20 protein-coding genes are annotated in these 22,511 nt (G+C 51.3%); 10 read left to right on the top strand and 10 right to left on the bottom strand.

Going from position 1 to position 22,511, the window contains the following annotated elements; genetic code table 11:
* Nucleotides 1-12: 12 nt before the first annotated feature.
* The 4 genes from ACO0LM_RS10925 to ACO0LM_RS10910 are packed head-to-tail and all read left to right on the top strand — an operon-like array spanning nt 13 to nt 3,389.
* Complete coding sequence (locus tag ACO0LM_RS10925; RefSeq protein WP_423036986.1) at nt 13-498, top strand: thiol-disulfide oxidoreductase DCC family protein; 486 nt, start codon at nt 13-15, stop codon at nt 496-498.
* Nucleotides 499-507: 9 nt separating this feature from the next.
* Nucleotides 508-1,809: an SDR family oxidoreductase gene (locus ACO0LM_RS10920; RefSeq protein ID WP_423036984.1), complete on the top strand. Its 1,302-nt coding sequence runs from the start codon at nt 508-510 to the stop codon at nt 1,807-1,809.
* Nucleotides 1,806-2,276: a DUF2269 family protein gene (locus ACO0LM_RS10915; RefSeq protein ID WP_423036982.1), complete on the top strand. Its 471-nt coding sequence runs from the start codon at nt 1,806-1,808 to the stop codon at nt 2,274-2,276. Before ACO0LM_RS10920 ends, ACO0LM_RS10915 begins: the two co-directional genes overlap by 4 nt.
* A 33-nt stretch (nt 2,277-2,309) precedes the next feature.
* Nucleotides 2,310-3,389, top strand: a complete 1,080-nt coding sequence (locus tag ACO0LM_RS10910) for a LacI family DNA-binding transcriptional regulator (protein WP_423036980.1) — start codon at nt 2,310-2,312, stop codon at nt 3,387-3,389.
* A gap of 78 nt (nt 3,390-3,467) precedes the next feature.
* Here the strand turns inward: ACO0LM_RS10910 and ACO0LM_RS10905 are convergent, their stop codons facing one another.
* From ACO0LM_RS10905 to ACO0LM_RS10895, 3 genes are all read right to left on the bottom strand, one after another.
* The gene (locus ACO0LM_RS10905; protein ID WP_423036978.1) at nt 3,468-6,380 is read right to left on the bottom strand and encodes a DUF4982 domain-containing protein; all 2,913 of its coding nucleotides are present in this window, start codon (nt 6,378-6,380) and stop codon (nt 3,468-3,470) included.
* Nucleotides 6,381-7,099: 719 nt separating this feature from the next.
* On the bottom strand, nt 7,100-7,831 hold the full coding sequence (locus tag ACO0LM_RS10900; RefSeq protein WP_423036976.1) for a site-2 protease family protein: 732 nt from the start codon (nt 7,829-7,831) through the stop codon (nt 7,100-7,102).
* Between the two features lie 50 nt (nt 7,832-7,881).
* The gene (locus ACO0LM_RS10895) at nt 7,882-8,775 is read right to left on the bottom strand and encodes a DUF2167 domain-containing protein (RefSeq protein WP_423036974.1); all 894 of its coding nucleotides are present in this window, start codon (nt 8,773-8,775) and stop codon (nt 7,882-7,884) included.
* Between the two features lie 265 nt (nt 8,776-9,040).
* Here ACO0LM_RS10895 and ACO0LM_RS10890 point away from each other — a divergent pair, with 265 nt between their 5' ends.
* From ACO0LM_RS10890 to ACO0LM_RS10870, 5 genes are all read left to right on the top strand, one after another.
* Nucleotides 9,041-10,108 (top strand): hypothetical protein, encoded by a 1,068-nt coding sequence (locus ACO0LM_RS10890; protein ID WP_423036972.1) that lies wholly within the window; start codon nt 9,041-9,043, stop codon nt 10,106-10,108.
* Between the two features lie 140 nt (nt 10,109-10,248).
* Complete coding sequence (metG, locus tag ACO0LM_RS10885) at nt 10,249-12,309, top strand: methionine--tRNA ligase (protein ID WP_423036970.1); 2,061 nt, start codon at nt 10,249-10,251, stop codon at nt 12,307-12,309.
* Between the two features lie 25 nt (nt 12,310-12,334).
* Complete coding sequence (locus ACO0LM_RS10880) at nt 12,335-12,814, top strand: GNAT family N-acetyltransferase (RefSeq protein ID WP_423036968.1); 480 nt, start codon at nt 12,335-12,337, stop codon at nt 12,812-12,814.
* Nucleotides 12,815-13,002: 188 nt separating this feature from the next.
* On the top strand, nt 13,003-14,826 hold the full coding sequence (locus ACO0LM_RS10875) for an aminopeptidase P family protein (RefSeq protein ID WP_423036966.1): 1,824 nt from the start codon (nt 13,003-13,005) through the stop codon (nt 14,824-14,826).
* On the top strand, nt 14,790-15,149 hold the full coding sequence (locus ACO0LM_RS10870; RefSeq protein ID WP_423036964.1) for a pentapeptide repeat-containing protein: 360 nt from the start codon (nt 14,790-14,792) through the stop codon (nt 15,147-15,149). The genes ACO0LM_RS10875 and ACO0LM_RS10870 overlap by 37 nt, the downstream gene beginning before the upstream one ends.
* A gap of 157 nt (nt 15,150-15,306) precedes the next feature.
* Here ACO0LM_RS10870 and phoR read toward each other — a convergent pair whose 3' ends face one another.
* Nucleotides 15,307-16,599 (bottom strand): phosphate regulon sensor histidine kinase PhoR, encoded by a 1,293-nt coding sequence (phoR, locus tag ACO0LM_RS10865; protein ID WP_423036962.1) that lies wholly within the window; start codon nt 16,597-16,599, stop codon nt 15,307-15,309.
* Nucleotides 16,600-16,698: 99 nt separating this feature from the next.
* Between phoR and ACO0LM_RS10860 the strand changes: the two genes are divergently transcribed.
* A complete protein-coding gene (locus ACO0LM_RS10860) occupies nt 16,699-16,884 on the top strand; it encodes a hypothetical protein (protein ID WP_423036960.1) in 186 nt (61 codons plus the stop codon).
* A 49-nt stretch (nt 16,885-16,933) separates the two neighbouring features.
* Here the strand turns inward: ACO0LM_RS10860 and phoB are convergent, their stop codons facing one another.
* The 6 genes from phoB to pstS all read right to left on the bottom strand — a co-directional run bounded on the left by phoB (nt 16,934) and on the right by pstS (nt 22,291).
* A complete protein-coding gene (gene phoB / locus ACO0LM_RS10855) occupies nt 16,934-17,620 on the bottom strand; it encodes a phosphate regulon transcriptional regulator PhoB (RefSeq protein ID WP_241457019.1) in 687 nt (228 codons plus the stop codon).
* A gap of 9 nt (nt 17,621-17,629) precedes the next feature.
* Nucleotides 17,630-18,340 carry a phosphate signaling complex protein PhoU gene (phoU, locus tag ACO0LM_RS10850; protein WP_186948967.1) on the bottom strand — a complete coding sequence of 237 codons (711 nt, stop codon included), beginning with the start codon at nt 18,338-18,340 and terminating at the stop codon, nt 17,630-17,632.
* Nucleotides 18,341-18,446: 106 nt separating this feature from the next.
* Nucleotides 18,447-19,226 carry a phosphate ABC transporter ATP-binding protein PstB gene (gene pstB / locus ACO0LM_RS10845; protein WP_422986066.1) on the bottom strand — a complete coding sequence of 260 codons (780 nt, stop codon included), beginning with the start codon at nt 19,224-19,226 and terminating at the stop codon, nt 18,447-18,449.
* A gap of 13 nt (nt 19,227-19,239) precedes the next feature.
* A complete protein-coding gene (gene pstA, locus ACO0LM_RS10840) occupies nt 19,240-20,112 on the bottom strand; it encodes a phosphate ABC transporter permease PstA (protein WP_423036958.1) in 873 nt (290 codons plus the stop codon).
* Entirely contained in the window at nt 20,112-21,146 is a 1,035-nt protein-coding gene (pstC, locus tag ACO0LM_RS10835) for a phosphate ABC transporter permease subunit PstC (protein ID WP_423037189.1), read from the bottom strand. The genes pstA and pstC overlap by 1 nt, the downstream gene beginning before the upstream one ends.
* A gap of 101 nt (nt 21,147-21,247) precedes the next feature.
* Entirely contained in the window at nt 21,248-22,291 is a 1,044-nt protein-coding gene (pstS, locus tag ACO0LM_RS10830) for a phosphate ABC transporter substrate-binding protein PstS (protein ID WP_423036956.1), read from the bottom strand.
* Between the last annotated feature and the right edge of the window lie 220 nt (nt 22,292-22,511).

Raw genomic sequence — 22,511 nt, 5'->3', positions numbered from 1 at the left:
GTTTTGACAGAAATGTCAGAAATAAAAATCAAACTACTGAAAACCCAAAAAAACATCCATATGAACGATTATCCATTAACCCTGCTGTATGACGCATCCTGCCCCCTCTGCAACCTGGAAATGGCGAACCTGCGTGAACGCGATCATCTGAACAGATTGATTTTTATCGATGCATCAGCCCCCGGTTTTGATGCCAGTAAATATGGCCTGACACTCAGAGAAATCATGCGTGCAATCCACGGTATCAGGCCCGATGGCAGTATCGTGACCGGGGTGGAAACCATCCATCTGGCATACAAGGCGGCAGGCCTGGGTTGGCTGACGGCAGCGATGAACTTGCCTTTGCTAAAACCCGTCTGCAATTGGGTTTATAGACATTTTGCGAGCAATCGCCATCATGTATCTGCGATACTGGCGGATGCCATCATACGCATTGCTGCCAAACGGGCAGAAAAACGCACCAGGGCTTGTAAAAGCGGTCAATGCACATTTAAATAAATCGAAATCATGAAAATTCTTATTTGCGGTGCGCAAGGTTTTATCGGTCGCCATATCAGCCTGGCCTTGCAAAAGGCAGGACATGAAGTCTGCCACGGCGTGCGTCGTCCAAAGCCTGAAACTGGTACTGGCCCCGTTGAAATCGTCATCGATTATGCGCACGATACCGACCCGGCTATATGGGAAACACGACTGCGCCAACTTGGGCAAATCGATGTTGTCATCAATGCCGTGGGCATACTGAATGAAACTGATGGATTGCGCTTTGATGCCGTACATCGTGATGCACCAATAGCCCTGTTCAGGGCAGCAGCCAAATGTGGCGTGAAATCGGTTGTGCAAATCTCGGCACTGGGTGGCAGACAAGAAGCAGAGCATCCTGAAATCATGACTGGATATATGCGAAGCAAACGCGCTGCCGACAGCATGTTGATGGATAGCGGCCTGACTTATCTGGTCTTGCGCCCTTCCCTGGTGGTTGGTGTGGATGGCGGCAGTAGTCAATTCTTCCGCATGCTGGCCAGCTTGCCTGTACTGGGTTTGCCTGGCCGTGGTGAACAGCAAGTGCAACCTGTCCATATGGACGACTTGTGCAGCGCCATCAATATCTGGCTGGCGAATGAAAACCGTTCAAATCAGGTATTGAATGCAGTTGGCCCGCAAGCCATGTCTTACCGGCGCATGCTGGAAATTTATCGGCAGACCATGGGTATGCCAGCGCAAACCATGTTCTCCATCCCCATGTCTGTGATGCGCGTGACTGCACGTCTGGCGACACTCTTGCCGCAAAAGACGCTGGCACCAGACAGTTTGAATATGCTGGAGCAAGACAATGTCGCAGACGCGCAGCCATTTGCAGCGCATCTGCACAGGCCGGCCCAATCACATGAAGACTGGTTTGCCGGTATACCAGCACATATGCTGGCCAGTACAGCGATTGCCAGCTGGAGTTTGCCACTGTTTCGCTATATCCTGGCGCTGGTCTGGTTTGTCACCGCTGCGCTGTCGTTCGGCATATATCCAGTTGCAGGCAGTCTGGCCTTGTTGCAGCCTTTGGGTCTCAGTGGTGCGCCTGCCATGTTCATGCTGATGGCAGCGTCCAGCCTGGATTTATGCCTGGGTCTGGCGACGCTGTTCTGGCCAAGACGCATTTTGTGGTTAATGCAAATTGCCCTGATCGTCGGCTACAGTTGCGTCATCGCGCTCTATTCACCTGAATATTATTTACATCCATTTGGACCGGTATTGAAAAACCTGCCCATCCTGGCCTTGCTCGCTTTTTTATTTGCTCATCAAAGAGACTCACAATGAACACCTATCTCTTACTCAAAACCCTGCATATCCTGTCTTCTGTTTTATTGGTTGGTACTGGTTTTGGTTCAGCCTTTTATATGTTCTTTACCAATCGCAGCAGACAATTCAAGGCGCAAGTGGTGGTTGCCCGCCTGGTGGTATTGGCTGACTGGTGCTTTACCACGCCAGCCGTGATTATCCAGCCACTGACTGGCTTTGCCATGGTGTATATGGCAGGCTGGCCATTTAGCACGCCCTGGGTCATGTGGTCCTTCGCCCTGTACCTGTTTGCTGGTGCCTGCTGGTTGCCCGTGGTCTGGCTGCAAATACGCATGAAAGCCATGCTGGAAATCGCCGATGCAAATAACACCAGCCTGCCAGATGTGTTCTGGCGTTATTCCAGATATTGGGAATGGCTGGGCTACCCTGCCTTCATTGCCATGGTAGGCGTGTATTTCCTGATGGTGAACAAACCCGTTTTTTGAAGCACGCCAGCAGGTCAGTGATAAAATCAGGCTATGGAAAAAAAACCTGTTACTCCCCTGCCTGCCGCTGAAGCACCCTCCACCAGCCCTGTCCGCAGCCGCCGCAAAAGCGGGGGCCTGACGCTGAGCGATGTCGCCAGGATTGCCGACGTCGCCCCCATCACCGCATCACGCGCATTGAAATCGCCCGACCTGGTCTCACCTGCGGTTTTGCAAAGGGTGAGAGATGCCGTGGAAAAAACCGGTTATGTACCCAATTTGCTGGCCGGTGGACTGGCTTCCACCAAGAGCAAGCTGGTCGCAGCCGTGGTCCCCACCATCACCGGCGCGGTTTTTCTGGAGATGGTGCAGTCTTTGACAGCCAGCCTGGCCGCCTCTGGATACCAGCTCATGCTGGGGCAATCCGGCTATGAAAATTCGCGCGAAGATGCCTTGCTGGAAGCAATTATCGGGCGCAGGCCGGATGGCGTCGTCTTGACCGGCATCATGCGATCTGCACTGGCCAAACGGCGCCTGCAGGTCAGCGGCATACCTGTGGTCGAAACCTGGGATCTGACATCGACGCCCGTCGATATGCTGGTTGGTTTTTCTCATGAAAAAATCGGCGTTGCAGTCGCCGAATTTCTCCATGCACGCGGACGCCGCAAGGTTGCCACCATCAGCGCCAATGATGACCGGGCGGTACGCCGCAACAAAGCATTTTCTGATACGGCACTAAGCCTGGGGATGCTGGATGCTGACAGCCCGGAGGTTCCTACCTGTATCGTACCGGCACCCACTACGCTGGGCAGCGGGCGCAGTGGCTTGCGCAGCCTGCTGCTGGATCATCCCAACATTGATGCCATATTTTGCAGCTCAGACATGCTGGCGCTGGGTGTCTTGACCGAAGCACAGGCGATGGGTATTGCCGTGCCTGAAAAACTGGCCGTGATCGGGCTGGGTGACCTGAGTTTTTCATGCGACCTGAACCCGGCACTGACAACGGTAAGAATTGATGGCAGCGCCATCGGTGCCATCGCTGCAGATTTCATTATTCAGCGCGCCGAAGGAAAAGTGATCAGCGACCCGATACGCGATATCGGGTTTTCCATCATAGAACGGGACAGCACCTGATCTGATTCTGCTTGAGCAATCAGATCAGCTGCAACTATCCACTACTGCTATCCGCTATTGCGATCAAATACGGTTACTTCAATGTAGCGCCTCATAAAATTCAACCTCGATAATCGACAGCGCAGCCTTGGCAACCACCTTGGCACCTGTATCCGTATTATTCTGGTTCGCAACTTCCTGCATGGCGAATGCCTTGTCACTGTCTGAGGCCATGCCAGTCAATTCCACTTTGACGACACGTCCCTGCACAGGTTTCAAAGGCAGAGTGACATAACCCAGGCTCTTGGGCGTCAATCCTTCATACACCAGCTTGCCATCGACGCTGATGCGTATCGGGTAACTGCGCTCACGCCAGCCTGTGAATTTGAAAACAGCTTCATTCAAGGTGGCAGGACGCGCCAGTTCATACGCTATCCATGCTTCACCTGGCACGCTGCTGCTATGCCAGGCGGTGATTTCATCGTCATCATAAGACTTGGCTGCAGCATCGACATTGCTGCCCGCTGTTACCGCTGCAATATCCATCGCCAGGCGAGAGGGTTTGAATGAAGCCGTAGCGGGTGTCGGGCCACGTCCCAGATACGAAGGCAATTGCGCGCTGGCCAGTTGCGTGCCCAGACCAGCATCCACTTTCACCGGTTTTGAGCTGATGTCCAGGCTTGCTGATTTCAAGCCGGCAGCGGTGGCTGTCAGGTGTATTTTCCCTGCCTTGGTCGTGCTGCGCAACAGGACGCGATTGACACCACCCTCCACCGGCAGGCTGGGGGACAAGATGTAATTATTCTCACCCTGGGCAATACCGCCACGCCATTCTGCCGGGCCATCCAGTTTGAAATCAACCAGGTTCAATGCGGTAGGATTGCGCTGGCCGTTTGCATCAACGACTTCGACTTCTACCAGTGCCAGATCGGCCCCGTCTGCACGCCAGCCGCCTGGTGCAGACTTGACATTCAGGCGCAAGGCAGCTGGCTCACCCGCTGTTTTCAGCACTGTTTCACAAAGCTTCTTACCGTCTGCAGCATAACCGACAGCACGCAATTCACCGGCCTGCCAGTTCACATCCTTGAAGCTGAACAGGAAGCGCGCACTCTGTTCACCCTTGCCCAGGGATTTGCCATTCAAGAACAGCTCCACTGCATCTGCACTGGACACCACCGTTACCGGTTTGCTCGTCGCCGGCGTGTAATTCCAGTGGCCGATGATATGTATGCGCGGTTGTTCTATATCCACCCAGCCATCCCAGATGACCTGATGCGCATAAAAGCCGTCTTTGGGTATACGCATGGCATCCACCTCGCCACTGCGGCGATAATTTTCTGCACCGCGGTGATGGGTATTGGTATCAGAGAAAACGATGTTGACGCCGCCGCTACTGACCCGTTTGCCGGTACCCGGACGTTCACGCCAATAGTCATACCAGCGCTGTACATCTTCTATGGCGTGGGAATCCTGGTTGCGGTTATAGATACTGGCATCCTGCCCCTTATGCAGGGGGCCATCACCATCCTTGTGATACGGCGCAGTATAGTTATCCCAGTATTTGCGCAAGCCTTCATCACGCGAATATTCCATCGCCCAGAATGGCAGTCTGGCGCTCTTGTTAATGTAGAGCATTTCACCACCGTATTCAGATACCTGGCTATTCAGCATTTCCCGGCTGCCGGCGGCGCGTCCGCCATGTGGATCATATCGGTCACGTATGGCTTTCATCTCGCGCATATGGGCTTCACTGATGCCCTTGTTGCCGGATTCATAGAACAGGATACTGGGGTTGTTACGGTTATAAATGACGGCATCCCGCATCAGCAATACCCTTTGTTCCCAGCGACGGCCATCGACATCGGCTTCAGAATCACCTGCTGGCATGGCTTGTATCAAGCCTACCCGGTCAGCAGATTCCACATCCTGCTTCCATGGTGTCACATGCATCCAGCGCACCAGGTTGCCATTGCTTTCCACCATCAGCCGGTTGCTGTAGTCGCTTAACCAGGGTGGTACCGACATGCCGACAGCCGGCCATTCATTCGAGGTGCGTTGCGCGTAGCCATGCATTTGCAGCACACGGTCATTCAATTTGATCATGCCATTCGCAAATTCAGTCTTGCGAAACCCGGTGCGGGTATGTACGGTATCCACCGCACGGCCATTCACTTTCAGGGTCGTGCTGACATCGTACAGATAACCATAACCCCAGCTCCAGAAATTCAGCTTGGCTACCCGTGCATTGGCTTTCACTATCGCTGTCTGGCCAGCGGCGATGGTTTGTGCCGGGCTGGCAAATGTGGCGACCTTCTTGCCATCCAGATCAGTGATATCGACTTCATAGACCACGCTGCTGGCGGCCGCCGTTTCATTCCTGACCTGGGATTCGGCAGTAATCGTGGCTGCCTTGCCAGCCACATCAAAATCTTGCGCATACACATAAGTACCCGTAGTACCCAGATTGGAATACAGTGGCAGGGTCTGGTACAGACGACCGCTCAGATGCAGACGGATATTCTTGGGGATGCCACCATAATTCGCATTGAAACTATTGCTGGACCATTGATAGCGCTGGTTGGTGGCTTTTTCGCGGTATTCCCAGGCATTGTCGGTGCGCACAGCAATCGTGTTTTCACCCGCAGTCACGACTTCACTGATATCCACACCAAAGGCCATGACACCATTTTCATGCAAGGCAACCGATTTGCCATTCACAAAAACTTCTGCTGCCTGGCGTACCCCTTCAAATTCGAGAAACACCTTGCCGGACACGACACCCGCCGGCAAACTGAAGCGCTTGCGATACCAGGCAATACCGGTGGACAGGTCCACGATATCCTTTTTAAAAGCATCGTCTTCATTCCAGGCACGTGGCAGAGTGACCATTTTCCAACTGGCGTCATCAAATGCAGGATTCGCCGCACCGGAAGCATCACCAACAAATAATTTCCAGCCGGGATTGAAGTCATAGATACTGCGGGCAGGCGCAGCGACTGCCTGTGCAGCCATTGCAACATCTGAGCACAAGCCCACAGACAGGCCTGCGAGCAGAAATAATAAGCCACTGAAAAGTGGTCGTAATGATCGTTCAGTTTGCATGGAATACACCCACATAAATGATTAAAATCCGGGAAATCGCCCGTACTAAGCATGAAGCCGGGATCGGCCTTTCATGCAAGTTATTTGCTCAAGCTTCCAGAAATCCGTACGGTCAAACCGGAAAAGCAAACTCTTGCACTGACGCTGCGTAACGACATAAAACATAAGACATGAGACATAAAGCGGGCACAAGTCACGCCATAACTGACGCACGCAATGCAGCGACCAAGTTTTTTCAACAAGAAAAATTTACAACCGACGCCCTCTGTACTGACGCTAAAATGGTAGCGCTATCAGTAAGGCGCGTCAAGCAAAACTGCTGGCAATACAACTTATCAGCTAAGCGCATTTCTGCTGGCTCCTGCTATGAAATAGAGTCAAAAATGGAATGATTTCCTGATTAATCATTGCAATGATTATTTTCTTGTTCGAAGGTGTTGAAGTAATGCCAATGCTACAAACTGTCACCACTGAGGTACGGAGGGAAAAACCAGGATGAAGGTGAATTCACCCCGGTCATTGCGGAAGGCAAGCAGGCAGCGTCGCTAAAACCGATGAAAGATGCGGAGGCGAGCAGACATCAGGCCAGCAATGTCAGTCCGATGCCGGCGGCGGCTCTACACAAAAAATCAAATACCCTTCGCCTGGCGCGCTACCTGCACCATCTCATGGACATCATTCGTCATGACGGCGAGAAAGGCCAGCAAGATCAGGTAGTAAGCTGCATAGGTGAAACGCACCTGGGCAGACATGTTGTAGTAAATCTTGTTTTCTTCCGCCTCTGGATCATATTTCCAGGCCCGCCATAATTGGGGCCACGCCATGAAACCGATAATGATCAGCATGGGACTGGGGCGGTAGAAAAACAGCGCCAGCAAGACAGGGACGCCAACGAACCAGATGCGTGGTGTCAACACTGCGGTAATACGCCCGCCATCAAATGGCGACAGCGGTATCATATTAAACAAATTCAAAAAGAAGCCTGAATACGATACTGCCATCAATAAATCACTATCGAAATTACGCGCCAGAAAATAACACAGCAGGGATGCGACAGTGCCGGCCAAGGGGCCGCCAAGGCCAATATAGGCCTCGGTTTCGGCATCGTGCGGCAGGTCTTTCAATTCGACCCAGGCCCCCAGAAATGGGATAAAGGTAGGCAAACCCACATCCAGCCCACGCTGGCGTGCCGCAATGAAATGTCCCATTTCATGCACAAACATGAGCAAGACAAATCCCACTGCATACCACCAGCCGAATATCCAGGCGTAAAAAAAGATGGAAATAATCATGGTGCCACCCGAAGTCAGCAACTTGGCAAACTTGGCACCGGAAAACAGCAAAAAAAGCAATTTGATCATTTCTTACTTCATCCTCTCTTTTTTATCACATGATAAGACTGTGCCCAGGCTCAGGCTTTATTACGTCCAAACAACTTACCTACCAAGGCCCCCAAGCCTACCACTGCAACCAGTACCAATTTGATGGACTTGGCGAAAAAAGCAGCAATAATGGCAAGCAAACCCAATTTCTTCACTGCGACACCGGCAACCAGCGCTGCCAGTCCATATTCAGCCACTTTATCGGTGCTGGCATTAAAATCGCTATAGCGCTTGCCATCTAAAAACTGAAGTTGTCCCAGCAAATTTTTTGCTATGGATTTTTGTTGCGGTAATTCGTTCAAGGCTGTCACCAGATTCATGCTGATATAACCTTCGCGACCCAGTGCATAGGTATTGTAATTGACACCCTGCTTATCGTTGCCGTCCTGCTTACCCTTGGTGATCGCTGACCATACCAGCCTGTGCGTTGGGGCTTCATAATTTGGTTTTTCGGCCCAACCAACCAGCTCCAATTCCCGGATACCGCGTTGACGGCGATCCTTATTCCCCTCTTCAGTGCCATCCTTTAAACTTTTCAGCAAATCGTCGGCATTCCAGTCCCTGGCATCATCATCTTTGATATAGCCTGATTTTTGATAACGTGTGACGATCATCCAATGCCCTTCTTCCGGGAAGATGGCACCAAGCAAGCTGGGGTCGGAAGAATTGCCCATGGCACGCATGATGCGTCCGGCCTCAGGCATGGGAATGAATACCTGACCTGCAGGCAGTTTCAATACAGCCTGGTCTATCATTTTGATTTCTGCAGGGCCTTGCTGCATCACTTTTTTTGCCTCGTCAAATGCGGCTTTGACTTCCGCATCAGCCGCTGCATTTTGCGAGTAAGCAAAATGGCTAAAAATTGTGACAACAAAGCCCGCAACAAAGCTCAGTACCCACTTTAAAAACTGCCTGGCAATCATATTCCTCTCCCTCTAAATGTATCATTTGATGAGCAATATACCGTCGAGGCATTTGCTGATCATTTATTGTTGAACACTACTAATCCATGATTTTTGTGTGGATTTATACACACTTAATTTTCATAAAATTACTCATAATGCCTTGAAAACTGGGCTAAATCAAATCCATACTCGGGTGTTAGAAGTTAAAATAGCACCCTCAGCTAAAGCGCTCACACACACAAATAAGCTGCCTGCTCTCTTGATAGCGGGCACAAGCAAAATCATGACACTCTCCACCAGCAATCCAGCCACAAGCACAGAAAACGCCATGGAGATATTGCCTGCGACCGCCGTAGCATTGGCAGAACAACATTTGCGCGACATCCTGCAACTTGCGTTTGAACATACGGATAAACATCAGGCCATTGTTGTTTATGACAAATGCTGCCCGTTGGCAGTGGCACTGACCAGCGCCTATCGCGCTTGCCTGCCCGATGCGCGCTTTATAGATTTTGATGTCGAAACACCTGAACTCATTTTGGTGACCTTGAATGCCTTACAGGCGTCTGATCTCGCAGTGCTGGTGCAGTCCACTAATTTTCGCCTTGAAGCCTACAGGTTGCGTGTGGAATTATTCAAGCGCGGCTTGAAAGTCATCGAACATCCCCATCTGGCACGTATGGAAGGCGATGAAGCTCTGTATTACATCGAATCGCTGGCTTACGATGCCAGCTACTACCGGGATATCGGTAACGCGCTCAAACAAAAAATCGACCATGCCAGTGCTGGCGTCGTTGATAGTGGCGGGGCTGAGTTGATCTTCAGCGGCCGCTTTGAACCAGCCAAACTGAATGTCGGTGATTATCGCGAGATGAAAAATATAGGTGGGCAATTCCCTATCGGTGAAGTGTTTACCGAATCCATCGCGCTGGAAGATGTGTATGGTCAGGTGCGGATATTTGCCTTTGGCGATACCAGCTTTACCGTCAACCGCCCGTCACAGCCGATTACCCTCGTCGTGGAAAAAGGCCAGGTCGTTGATACCCTCAATTCCACGCCTGAATTTGATCTGGTGCTGGCGAATATCCGTAAAGATGACGATGTCGTCTGGGTGCGAGAACTGGGTTTCGGCATGAACCGTGCCTTTTCCAAAGACCGTAGCGTACGCGATATCGGCACCTATGAACGCATGTGCGGCGTGCATTTGTCATTGGGGACCAAGCATGGCAGTTATGCGAAACCGCATATCAAACGCGGCGAAGGCAGGCACCATGTGGACGTGTTTGCGGTTACTGAAGCCGTGCGGCTAGACGAAGAAGTGGTGTACAGCAATGGTGCCTGGGTGGTCTGAACCGGTCGCAACAAGCCACAAAGTTGGCAAAAACACATAGAAATACTGCCCCCATGCCTGCGGCAAGGGCAAAGCGGCTTCAATTCAGGCTTTCGCTGTTAGAATAATGCCCTTGTCCGTTCATAAAAAGTGCATCAACCATGACCCGTAAGCTGTTTGTTACCACTGCCCTGCCGTACGCGAATGCGCCTTTCCACCTTGGTCACATCATGGAGTATATCCAGGCTGACATCTGGGTAAGGCATCAGCGAATGTCGGGTAACGAGGTACATTTCGTCGGCGCGGACGATGCACACGGTGCACCTATCATGATTGCGGCTGAAAAAGCCGGTATCACACCACAGGCTTTTGTGGCGCAGATCGCGGCTGGACGCAAACAATACCTCGATGGTTTCCATATTCAATTTGATAACTGGCATTCAACCGATGGCGAAGAAAACCATCAGTTGTCGCAGGATATTTATCGCAAGCTGAAATCTGCCGGCTTCATCACCAGCAAGACCATAGAACAGTTCTTTGACCCGGTCAAAAACATGTTCCTGCCTGACCGTTACATCAAGGGTGAATGTCCGAAATGTGGTGCCAAGGACCAGTATGGCGATTCCTGTGAAGTCTGTAGCGCCGTGTATGCGCCGACTGATTTGAAGAACCCTTACTCTGTCCTGACCGGTGCCACACCGATCATGAAATCGTCCGAACATTTCTTCTTCAAATTGTCAGATGAAAAATGCGTGGAATTCCTGCGCGGCTGGGCCTTGAAAGACAACCGCCTGCAATCCGAGGTGGCGAATAAATGCAAGGAATGGCTGGAAGGCGAAGGCGGCCTGGGCGACTGGGACATCAGCCGCGATGCGCCTTACTTCGGGATCGAGATCCCTGACCAGCCGGGCAAATATTTCTATGTCTGGCTGGATGCACCTGTCGGTTACCTGGCGTCGCTGAAGAATTACTTCGGCAAGACCGGTCGTGACTACGATGCTTTCATGGCTGACCCGACGACAGAGCAAATCCATTTCATCGGCAAGGACATCACCTACTTCCATACCCTGTTCTGGCCTGCGATGCTGAAGTTCTCTGGTTATAAGACACCAGACAATGTGTATGCACACGGTTTTGTGACTGTCTCCGGCGAAAAAATGTCGAAGTCACGTGGGACTGGTATTTCACCGCTGCGTTACTTGGAAATTGGCATGAACCCGGAATGGCTGCGTTATTACTTCGCCGCCAAGCTGAATGCCAAGGTGGAAGATCTGGACATGAATCCGGATGACTTCGTCGCACGTGTCAATTCTGATTTGATCGGCAAATACATCAACATCGCCAGCCGTGCTGCGGGTTTCATCACCAAGCGTTTCGATGGTGTGATCGCGACTGACTGGGCCACGGCAGATGACGCCTTCCTGAATAATCTGCGCAAGGTCGCGCCAGAAATCCAGGCTCTGTTTGAAGCACGCGAATATGGTAAGGCCCTGCGTGCTGCCATGGAACAGGCTGATCTGGTAAATGCTTATGTCGATTCCAACAAACCTTGGGAACTGGCGAAAAAGCCAGAGAACGATGCCAAATTGCAGGAAGTCTGCAGCCGCTTGCTGGAAGCCTTCCGCATCCTGACCATCTTCCTGAAACCAGTCTTGCCGCAACTGGCAGCACAGGTAGAAGCGCAATTGAATATCACCCCACTGCAATGGGCAGATGTAGCGACACCATTGCCGCACCATCACAAAATCAATCCTTATACTCACCTGATGCAAAGGGTGGACATCAAGATTTTTGACGATTTGTTTGATGCCCCTGCTGCGGTTCCCGCCCAGGCAAGTGCTGCTGATGATACGGCAGCAAGCGACATCGAAGCATTGGCCGAAGAAATCAAGATTGATGATTTTGCCAAAGTGGATTTGCGCATTGCCAAGATCGTCAATTGTGAACATGTAGAAGGTTCGGACAAGCTCTTGCGCCTGACCCTGGATGTCGGCGAAGGCCGCACCCGCAATGTGTTTTCGGGTATCAAGTCAGCTTACCAGCCAGAACAATTGATAGGTAAATTCACCGTCATGGTGGCCAACCTGGCACCGCGCAAGATGAAGTTCGGCCTGTCTGAAGGCATGGTACTGGCCGCTTCGGCAGCCGATGAAAAAGCCAACCCTGGCTTGTACATACTGGAAGCCTGGCCTGGTGCCCAGCCAGGTATGCGCGTTCGTTAATACCTGCCTGTGCTTTGTTTTGACTATGCATATCGTCGTCCGTGAAGCCACTTTTGAAGATGCGCAACTGATCGCGCATCTGACCCGCACTTGCTGGTCAGAAAAGGTCGCGACCAGTTCTACCGGTCATCATGAAAGCAGCGAACGGGTCAATCACGACTTGATGCAGGGTGGCGGTTTTGTACTGCTTGTCGATGAAGAACCTGTGGGTTCGGTACGCTGGTTGCCGGTAGACACGGAAAGCAATTGCTGGGAAATGTTGCGCATGGGTGTGCTGCCCGCTTTTCGTGGCGAAGCCCTGTCGCAACACTTGCTGGAAGCCGTCATCCACGCTGCCCAGATTGCCGGCATAGAAGAATTACGACTGGGAGTACGCAGTGACCAGCCGCGCCTGCTGGACGTGTACGCAGCGTATGAATTTGAACTGGCGCCCGAGCTTGAATATTCCCACGCCAACCCGAATGAGCCTGCCCCTTACGTCATGCGGCGTTTTCTGAGGAACTAGCGAAATCGGCATAGGCTCTCGCATCTGAACTATTTTAGGTATACTCTTCCCTTGTATTCATAGTGCACATAGTTACTTGCTTTTTTTGCTTGCTCTTTTGTCCGGCAATACGTAGGTGCCTGCCATTGCTTTGAATTTACTTGCTTACACTGCCCCACCCCTGTCTATCCTGATTTGGAAATCCATCCATGAACAGCCCCATTAGTCCTTCTGCCGTCACTTCCCCGATTCCCGCACGTCTGGTGCAATTACGCGCTGCCATGAAGGCCCAGGGGCTGGATGCGTATATCGTTCCCTCATCAGACCCCCATCTGTCGGAATACCTGCCTGACCGCTGGCAGGGGCGCACTTATTTTTCCGGCTTTACCGGCTCGGTAGGTACGCTGATAGTGACTGCCGATTTTGCCGGCTTATGGGTCGATAGCCGCTACTGGAATTCGGCAGAAACAGAACTGGCACCGACCGGTATCAAGATGATGAAAATCGCCTCTGCAGCTGCCACGCTCTACATAGACTGGCTGGCAGAAAATCTGCAAGCAGGTCAGACCGCCGGGGTGGATGGCATGGTCTTGGGGCTGGCAACCGCCAGGGCACTGGAACAAGCGCTGAAGGCCAAAGGCATACAACTCGATACCGGCACAGATCTTTTACAACAGGTCTGGGATCAACGCCCAAGCTTGCCGCAAGCGCCGATTTATGAACATGCAGCGCCGTATGCCGTGGTATCGCGTGCCGACAAACTGGCCATGCTGCGTGAACAGATGCGCAGCATGAACGCCGACTGGCATTTTGTGTCCACCGTCGATGACCTGGCCTGGATTTTCAATCTGCGCGGCTCTGACGTCAGCTATAACCCGGTGTTTGTTGGCCACGCCATGATCAGCCAACATGAAGCAACACTGTTTGTATCCAACGGTAAAGTACCGGCCGAACTGGCAACGACACTGGCGCAAGATGGTGTCAGCCTGTCTGACTACGGCAATGCGGCAACCGCCCTGTCTGCCCTGCCTGCGGGCAGCAGCATCCTGATAGACCCGCGCCGTATCACGTTTGGTTTCCGCCAGATCATACCAGCCACTGTGCGCGTGGTAGAGGCCATCAATCCCTCGGTCTTTGCCAAATCGCGCAAGACTGCACAAGAAGCACAATATGTGCGTGAAGCCATGGAACAGGATGGTGCTGCCCTGTGTGAATTCTTTAGCTGGCTGGAAGGTGCACTTGGCAAGCAAGGCATCACCGAGCTGACCATTGATGAAGAAATCTGCGCTGCCCGCGCACGCCAGCCACACTTTGTCTCGCCCAGCTTCAGTACCATTGCCGGCTTCAATGCCAACGGTGCCATGCCACATTATCGCGCCACCCAGGAATCGCATTCGGTGATTGAAGGCGATGGTTTGCTGCTCATCGATTCTGGTGGCCAATATCTGAACGGCACGACCGACATTACCCGTGTCATGCCCATAGGCCAGGTATCCGACGCACAAAAGCGTGACTTCACCCTGGTGTTGAAGGGCATGATCAATCTCTCGCAAATGCGCTATCCGCGCGGCACCCTGTCACCCATGCTCGATACTGTCGCCCGCGCCCCCATCTGGGCCGACGGCATCAACTATGGCCATGGCACCGGCCATGGCGTCGGCTATTTTCTGAATGTGCACGAAGGCCCACAAAACATTTCCGGCACCATAGCAGAAGCCCATATGGCGATGGAACCCGGCATGATCACATCCAATGAGCCAGGTATTTACCGCCCCGGCAAATGGGGTGTCAGGATAGAAAACCTGCTCTTGAACGTGCCAGCCATGCAAACCGAATTTGGTGAATACCTGGAATTTGAAACCCTGACACTTTGCCCCATAGACACACGCTGCATCATCATCAGCTTGCTGCGTGCAGATGAAATCAAGTGGCTCAATGATTACCATGCTACAGTCCTGCAACGCCTTTCAGCCCGCGTCAACGGTGCAGCACTGGAATGGCTGAAGGAAAGAACCAGGGCATTGCTGCACTAAACGACCAGGATTACCCGTTGCAGCTTGCGATGGATAATCTGATCCCCAGAATGATCTCAATCCACACGACAAGGCGCGCCATGGAAGACAATAAATTATTGCAGGGCCGGAATTTCCATAATGTGGATTTGGCCAATTCAAATTTTGGTCAGGTTCAATTGCGTGCCAGTTCATTCCATAGCGTGGATATGGAAGCCTGCCGCTTCAGGGATATCTCTTTCGTCAATGTAACGATGGAAGCCTGCGATTTCACTGGTATGCGAATAGATGGCGTGCTGGTGTCCGACATGCTCCAGGCCTACGAAGAAAGCAAGAAAAAATAGTCCTGCAATCCGGTAATTCTATCAATGCCAGATTGTATTCTGGCACTGTATATATGCCCGTGCTACAAGCTGCGGACAACAACAGATAAGGGCCGGGCATTAACAAAATCTTCCGCCCTACGTCATTGTCCGGCTCATCCAAAAGCAATAAAGAGATTTATGCGCTGACCGCTGTACCAGGAAATTGCACACAGAACTTGCTGCCTACATCCGGGGTGGATTCGATCAGCAGGTTTGCTTTGTGCCGCAGCAGCACGTGCTTGACGATCGCCAGGCCCAGGCCGGTGCCCTGGGTTTCGCGTGAACGGCTTTTATCGACGCGGTAAAAGCGCTCAGTCAAGCGTGAGATATGTTCGGCGCTGATACCTATGCCGTCATCCTGTACTGCAAATTTCGGTCCCTGCGCGGTATCTATCCAGCTGATTTTGATATGGCCATTCTCTGACGTATACCGGATTGCATTCGTCACCAGATTGGTCAGCGCACTGCGGATTTCATCATTGCTGCCACGTATGTCAGGCCCGGTGCATTCCAGGGTAATCGTATGCTTGCCGGCGGACAGCGCATGCGCTTCCTGCAATATCTGCTCCAGCAAACCCAGCATATTGATGCGTTCGGGGCGTGGCGGGTAATCGACCGATTCCAGCCTGGTCAGGGTCAGCATGTCTTCGACCAGGCGCTGCATGCGCTCACCCTGCTCTGTCATCAGTTTCAAATGCATATTGCGGGTCTGGTTATCCAGATCACCCTGCATCGATGCAATTTCCAGAAAGCCGTTGATGACGGTCAAAGGTGTACGCAATTCATGCGAGGCATTGGCAATAAAGTCACGCCGCATCATGTCTATGCGTTCAGACTCGGTGACATCGTGGGTCACCAGGATCTGGCGGCGGTTTTCAAACGGGATGATATGTGCAATCAGCTTGCGGTCACGGAAAGACAGCGTCAAGGGCGTCTCGTAGCGTCCCAGGATGATGTAATCCATAAATTCCGGGCTGCGTACCAGATTGGTGACGCGCATGCCCTTGTCTTGCGCCAGGCTCAGGCCCAGATGACTTTCTGCAGCAGGGTTACACCATTCAAGGAACAGCACGTCATCCATGATCACGACACCGTCTGGCAACAAGGTCATGGCCTGGCGAAAACGCGCCAGCCATTCTGCCAGCTCGGCCTGGTTTTTTTCATCGCCACGGCGCAGTTTGTACAAGCGTGAAAAAATATCAGTCCAGGCACCCCAGCCATCCGGCAAACGCGAACTGCTGGGATGATCCAGCCAGTCTGCCAGTCGCTGCAGATAAAACAGCTGGATACAAAACAGGCCAATTAGCCCTGCCATGCCTATCAACAGGCCAGTAATCGCTCCCCACAGATAGGCAGCGAAGGCCGTTCCTATCAATACGACTAAAATACGCACAAACGCAGAAATCCAGAAAATGAGGCGTGGTGACATGAATGATCCTGAATATTGCTTGGAATGATAGATGGCTACTTGCACCAAGTTATACCGATAGTCGGCTTGTTTTCAACTTGTTTCCGGCACCTGTCCGGCATGCCCAAGCTTGTTGAACTTAATACATTATCAAGCTTACTCTATCTGAAAAAGAATGGTGTGTTTTCTCAACATCCTTGCCATGAACGGCAGCAAGCAAAGTCGCTGAGGCAAGCGATGATGCAGTCAAATGCAGGGTGGCAGCAAAATGGCTTGCTGCCAAGCCTTCACGATGAACTGATGTGATCCGCATAAATGGTGCTAAGACTGACAGCCAATGTCAGATAGTCCGCACTTATTTTTCAGACAGCATATAGCCTACGCTACGCACTGTCTTGATCAGGGATTCGGCATTTTTCAAGACCTTGCGCAGACGCAGAACATGCACGTCAACGGTCCTTTCTTCAATGACGACATGATCACCCCAGACCTTGTCGAGCAACTGGCTGCGCGAGAAAACCCGTTCAGGATGAGCCATGAAGAATTTCAGCAGTTTGTATTCTGCATGGCCAATATCCACCTTGCTGTCTTCAATCTTGACTGTGCAACTGACCGGGTCAAGCACGACCGGCCCGGCAGTCAGGGCAGTTTGTGCATGTTCAGGGCTCTTGCGACGCAACAGTGCCTTGATCCTGGCAGTCAGTTCACGTGGTGAAAAAGGCTTGGTCACGTAATCGTCAGCACCATGATCGAGGCCGGCAATCTTGTCTTCTTCCATGCTTTTCGCCGTCAGCATGATGACCGGGATTTCATTGAACTGACGATCAGAACGTATCTTGGACAATAGCCGCAAGCCGCTCTGATCTGGCAGCATCCAGTCCAGCAAAATCAGTTGCGGAGTACGGCGCTGCAAATAATCCCAGGCTTCTGCTGTAGAGTTGACCGCAAAAGTGTTCCAGCCGGCGGCCCTCAGTGAAAAACTCACCAGTTCCACGATTGCCGGCTCATCTTCCACAATGAGTATTGTTGTGTCTGTAGCCATTATCGATAATTAATTCTGTTGTTCCTGCTTGCTAGTCACATAGTCGGAATGACGAATGTCCTTGCCTTCAACGATATAAATCGTGTGCTCGGCAATATTTTTGGCATGATCACCGATACGCTCTATCGCCTTCGCTACCCACAGGGCGTTCAGGGAAGATGATATCGTAGATGGGTCTTCCATCATGAAAGTAATCAGATTACGCATGATGGAGCGGAAATCATTGTCAATAATCGCATCCTGTGCAATCAGTTGCACCGCCTTGGCACCATCCTGACGGGCAAAGGCATCCAGCGCCTGATGCAGCATGTCTGCCACGCTGCTGGCCAGTACGCGCACAGTTTCATAGCCGCTGAACATTGGTGCGCCACGTTTGCTGGTTGCCGCATCCCTGGAAATACGTGCGATTTTTGTGGATTCATCGCCGATGCGTTCGAGATCGGTAATCACTTTACCAGTCGCCATGACGGTACGCAGATCATTTGCGGCGGGTTGGCGTTTGACGATAAGGTGGCTGCACATATCGTCCAGGCTGACTTCCAGTCGGTTGACTTCAAGGTCAGACTGTATCACTGCTTCTGCCTGTTCAGCATTCCCTGTACGGAAGCAGGACATCGCATCATGGAAATGACTTTCCACCAGGCCGCCCATCAACAAGACCTTGGAGCGTATAGTCTCCAGATCCATATCATATTGTTTTGAAGAATGTTCGCCTGTCACAGGTTTCTCCTGAATTCGCAATTGCAATAATTAAAACACCACTCTGCCACCTTGTGTCTGACCTGCATGCAATACAGGCCGACAACCAAGGCAGGCTGTCGTTTTCTTAGCCGAAACGGCCAGTTATATAGTCTTGTGTTTCTTTCTTCACCGGGTTCATGAAGATATGATCTGTCTCACCGAATTCGACCAGTTCACCCAGATACATGTAGGCGGTATAGTCAGAACAACGCGCCGCCTGTTGCATATTATGGGTAACGATGGCGATGGTGTACTCTTCTTTCAGCTCATTGATCAGTTCTTCGATTTTCACCGTAGAAATCGGATCCAGTGCAGATGTTGGTTCATCCAGCAACAACACTTCCGGCCTGACGGATACGCCACGGGCGATACACAGACGCTGCTGCTGACCACCGGACAGGCTCAGACCGCTCTTGTTGAGTTTGTCTTTGACTTCAGTCCAGATAGCGGCCTTTTTCAGCGCCCATTCAACGCGCTCATCCATCTCACCTTTGGACAGGTTTTCATACAGGCGCACGCCAAAGGCGATATTGTCGTAGACCGACATAGGGAAAGGTGTAGGCTTCTGGAACACCATGCCAACGCGGGCGCGCAGCAAATTGATATCCTGATCAGCATCCAGGATATTCTTGCCGTTATAAATGATATTGCCTTCCGCACGCTGGCCAGGATACAGATCGTACATACGGTTCAGCGTACGTAACAAAGTGGATTTACCACAGCCGGACGGACCGATAAAGGCAGTTACTTTCTTGTCATAGATATTCAGATTGATATCGCGCAGGCTACGGGTTGCGCCGTAGTAGAAATTCAGCCCGCCGATTTCGATCGCTTTTTTCTGAGTAGAGTCTTGAGTAGTAGTCATATCGAGGCCAGTATTAATGCTGTGTTTTTTGGTTAAACAAAGTGCGCGACAAAATATTCAAACCGAGAACGCTGAAAGTAATCAGCAAGGCACCACCCCAGGCCAGCTCGCGCCAGTTGTCGTAGGGGCTCATGGCAAACTGATAAATCACCATAGGCAGGTTAGCCATAGGCTTGTTCATGTCGGCATTGAAGAACTGATTGCTCAGGGCGGTGTACAGCAAAGGCGCGGTTTCCCCGGAAATACGCGCAACCGCCAGCAAGATACCAGTCACTACGCCTGCCTTTACAGCGCGCAAACGTATCAGCAAAGCCACTTTCCAGCGTGGTGCGCCCAGTGCAAATGCAGCTTCGCGCAAACTGGCCGGTACCAGGCCCAGCATATTATCGGTAGTACGGACAACCACTGGAATGGCAATCAATGAGATGGCGATACTGCCAGCCCAGCCAGAGAAATGCTTGACGTTAGCAACATAGATCGCATACACAAACAAACCAATCACGATAGATGGGGCAGACAACATGATGTCGGTCACAAAGCGCGTAACGAAACCAAACCAGCTTTTATCCCCGTACTCTGCCAGGTAAATGCCAGCCAGGATACCGATAGGTGTAGAGATCAGGGCAGCACTGACAACCATCACAAAACTACCAAAGATCGCATTCATCAAACCGCCACCATCACTACCGGGCGCAGGTGTCGACTCTGTAAACATGGCGAGGCTGACGGCACTCAATCCTTTTGTCATCAAGGTATACAATATCCACATCAGGAAGAATATGCCCAGCGCCATGGCAAATGACGACAAGCCTATCCCCAGTTTGTGCATGAGCAACCGACGGCGATACACTGGGTTGCTGGCAGATTGCATTGTTGAGTTTTCCATTATTTGGCTCCTTCTTTTCTGGACAAGCCCAGCAACATCAGTTTGGCAGCAGACAATACAATGAACGTGATGACAAACAAAATCAGGCCAAGCAAGAATAATGAAGATGTGTGCAAGACTGTTTCTGCTTCTGCAAATTCATTCGCCAGAGTCGAAGCGATACTATTCCCGGCGGCAAACAGTGACCAGGACAAGTGATGTGAATTACCGATCATGAAAGTAATCGCCATGGTTTCACCCAGTGCACGACCCAAGCCCAGCATGCCGCCGCCGACTACACCTATCTTTGTGTATGGCAGCACGATCTTGCGTACCACTTCCCACTTGGTGCAGCCAAGGCCGTAAGCAGATTCTTTCAATACCGGCGGCACAACCTCAAACACATCACGCATGACTGAAGAGATGAACGGAATGATCATGATCGCCAGAACTATCCCGGCGGAGAGCATGCCCATACCTATCATGGGGCCAGAGAACAACATACCGATGAGCGGCAATTTGCCCAGCGTTGCAGCCAACACCGGCTGCACATATTGTGAAAACAATGGAGCAAATACAAACAAGCCCCACATGCCATAAATAATACTGGGCACGCCGGCCAGCAATTCAATCGCTGTACCTAAAGGGCGCTTGAGCCAGTTCGGGCAAATTTCTGTGAGAAACAAGGCGATACCAAAACTGACAGGGAAAGCAATCACCAAGGCAATGATTGATGTCACCAGTGTGCCGACGATGGCGATCATGCCGCCAAACTTGTCATTGACAGGGTCCCACTCTATCGTCCAGATGAAGGGCAGACCGAATTCCTTCATCGCCGGAATGGAACGCAAGAACAGGGAAACAATGATACCGACCAGCACGACCAGCACGAGAGCGGCAAAACTGAAGGTCAGTTTATGAAAAAAGAAATCTTGCCAGCGCTGACGGCGCATCACTGCAGCCATTTTTACCGAATCAACCTGATTCGACTGCTGCTGTGCCAAATTGGCTGTGGGTGGGATTGCAGTTGGTGCAGTCATGTTGACGGAGGACATTTGGGTAGTCATGGGTGTCTTTTCCACCGGAAGGTAATCCGGGCAGTCCCGGATTACCTTATTCTGTTTAGTTCAAATTCTGAACAGGGTAAAGCTTTTTATTACCACAGCGCCTTGCCGGAAGCATCTTTGACTTTTGCTTTCCAGCTGTCTTCAATCAGTTTCACAACCGGTGCTGGCAGGGACACATATTCCAGTTCAGCAGCCATGGCAGCACCGTTTTTGAATGCCCAGTCAAAGAATTTCAATACTTCTTTGCCTTTTTCCGAATCAGCCTGTGCTTTGTGCATCAGGATGAAAGAAGCACCAGTGATAGGCCAGGTGATTTTGCCAGGCTGGTTAGTCAGTACCAGGTACATGCCTGGCGCTTTGCTCCAGTCAGCACCGGCAGCAGCAGCCTTGAAGTTTTCATCATCAGGTTCTGCAAACTGACCATCTGCATTTTTCAACAAGGTATAAGCCATCTTGTTTTTCTTGACGTAGGCATATTCCACATAGCCGATGGAATTTCTGATTTGCTTGACGCTGGAAGCGACACCTTCATTGCCTTTGCCGCCGACACCAACTGGCCATTTAACGGCAGTGGAAGAACCAACAGCTGTTTTGAATTCAGCATTGACTTTGCTCAGGTAGTCAGTCCACAGGAAGGTCGTGCCGGAACCGTCAGAACGGTGCACGACAGTGATATCTTCTGCTGGCAATTTCAAACCTGGGTTGATGGCTGCGATTTCAGGTGCATTCCATTTGGTGATTTTACCCATGTAAATGGCGGCCAATACATCACCTGTCATTTTCATTTTGCCTGGAGCGATACCGTCCAGATTCACAACAGGAACCACACCACCAATAATGGCAGGGAACTGTGTCAGGCCTTCAGCATCCAGCTCTTCTGCTTTCAATGGCATGTCAGATGCGCCAAAATCCACAGTTTTCGCTTTGATCTGCTTGATACCACCACCAGAACCGATAGACTGGTAATTCAAACCGTTGCCGCTGGCCTTTTTATAGGCTTCAGCCCATTTGGCATAGATTGGATAAGGGAAAGTCGCGCCAGCGCCGGTAATATCGGCAGCTTGGGCAGCGCCGAATGTGACAGCAATGCCGATTGCAGCGATGAGAGTTTTGACAACACGTTTGATTTGCATGTTCACCTCAGAGTTAAATAACAGGTATTTAGTACTACGAGGCGCACTGTACAAGCCAAATGTGACAAGATTATGACGTATTACAAAGCGCATGAAATAATTATGCTTTTCACCATTTATATGTCATAAACTTGTCATGTAAGCCAACTAAAATATCAGCGTGTATATATATGATGGCTTTTATGACATGCGAAACACTATGCCCAACCAGGTAGTCCCC

This window comes from Undibacterium sp. Di26W (genome assembly GCF_049340265.1).
Taxonomy (GTDB): domain Bacteria; phylum Pseudomonadota; class Gammaproteobacteria; order Burkholderiales; family Burkholderiaceae_D; genus Undibacterium.
This window is presented reverse-complemented; position numbering and strand designations above follow the sequence as displayed.

Excerpts from the sequence above, each read along its gene's own strand:
- ACO0LM_RS10925 (WP_423036986.1), top strand. The coding sequence starts at position 13 with ATGTCAGAAATAAAAATCAAACTACTGAAAACCCAAAAAAACATCCAT.
- ACO0LM_RS10920 (WP_423036984.1), top strand. The coding sequence starts at position 508 with ATGAAAATTCTTATTTGCGGTGCGCAAGGTTTTATCGGTCGCCATATC.
- ACO0LM_RS10915 (WP_423036982.1), top strand. The coding sequence starts at position 1,806 with ATGAACACCTATCTCTTACTCAAAACCCTGCATATCCTGTCTTCTGTT.
- ACO0LM_RS10910 (WP_423036980.1), top strand. The coding sequence starts at position 2,310 with ATGGAAAAAAAACCTGTTACTCCCCTGCCTGCCGCTGAAGCACCCTCC.
- ACO0LM_RS10905 (WP_423036978.1), bottom strand. The coding sequence starts at position 6,380 with ATGGCTGCACAGGCAGTCGCTGCGCCTGCCCGCAGTATCTATGACTTC.
- ACO0LM_RS10900 (WP_423036976.1), bottom strand. The coding sequence starts at position 7,831 with ATGATCAAATTGCTTTTTTTGCTGTTTTCCGGTGCCAAGTTTGCCAAG.
- ACO0LM_RS10895 (WP_423036974.1), bottom strand. The coding sequence starts at position 8,775 with ATGATTGCCAGGCAGTTTTTAAAGTGGGTACTGAGCTTTGTTGCGGGC.
- ACO0LM_RS10890 (WP_423036972.1), top strand. The coding sequence starts at position 9,041 with ATGACACTCTCCACCAGCAATCCAGCCACAAGCACAGAAAACGCCATG.
- metG (WP_423036970.1), top strand. The coding sequence starts at position 10,249 with ATGACCCGTAAGCTGTTTGTTACCACTGCCCTGCCGTACGCGAATGCG.
- ACO0LM_RS10880 (WP_423036968.1), top strand. The coding sequence starts at position 12,335 with ATGCATATCGTCGTCCGTGAAGCCACTTTTGAAGATGCGCAACTGATC.
- ACO0LM_RS10875 (WP_423036966.1), top strand. The coding sequence starts at position 13,003 with ATGAACAGCCCCATTAGTCCTTCTGCCGTCACTTCCCCGATTCCCGCA.
- ACO0LM_RS10870 (WP_423036964.1), top strand. The coding sequence starts at position 14,790 with ATGGCTGAAGGAAAGAACCAGGGCATTGCTGCACTAAACGACCAGGAT.
- phoR (WP_423036962.1), bottom strand. The coding sequence starts at position 16,599 with ATGTCACCACGCCTCATTTTCTGGATTTCTGCGTTTGTGCGTATTTTA.
- ACO0LM_RS10860 (WP_423036960.1), top strand. The coding sequence starts at position 16,699 with ATGCCCAAGCTTGTTGAACTTAATACATTATCAAGCTTACTCTATCTG.
- phoB (WP_241457019.1), bottom strand. The coding sequence starts at position 17,620 with ATGGCTACAGACACAACAATACTCATTGTGGAAGATGAGCCGGCAATC.
- pstB (WP_422986066.1), bottom strand. The coding sequence starts at position 19,226 with ATGACTACTACTCAAGACTCTACTCAGAAAAAAGCGATCGAAATCGGC.
- pstA (WP_423036958.1), bottom strand. The coding sequence starts at position 20,112 with ATGGAAAACTCAACAATGCAATCTGCCAGCAACCCAGTGTATCGCCGT.
- pstC (WP_423037189.1), bottom strand. The coding sequence starts at position 21,146 with ATGTCCTCCGTCAACATGACTGCACCAACTGCAATCCCACCCACAGCC.
- pstS (WP_423036956.1), bottom strand. The coding sequence starts at position 22,291 with ATGCAAATCAAACGTGTTGTCAAAACTCTCATCGCTGCAATCGGCATT.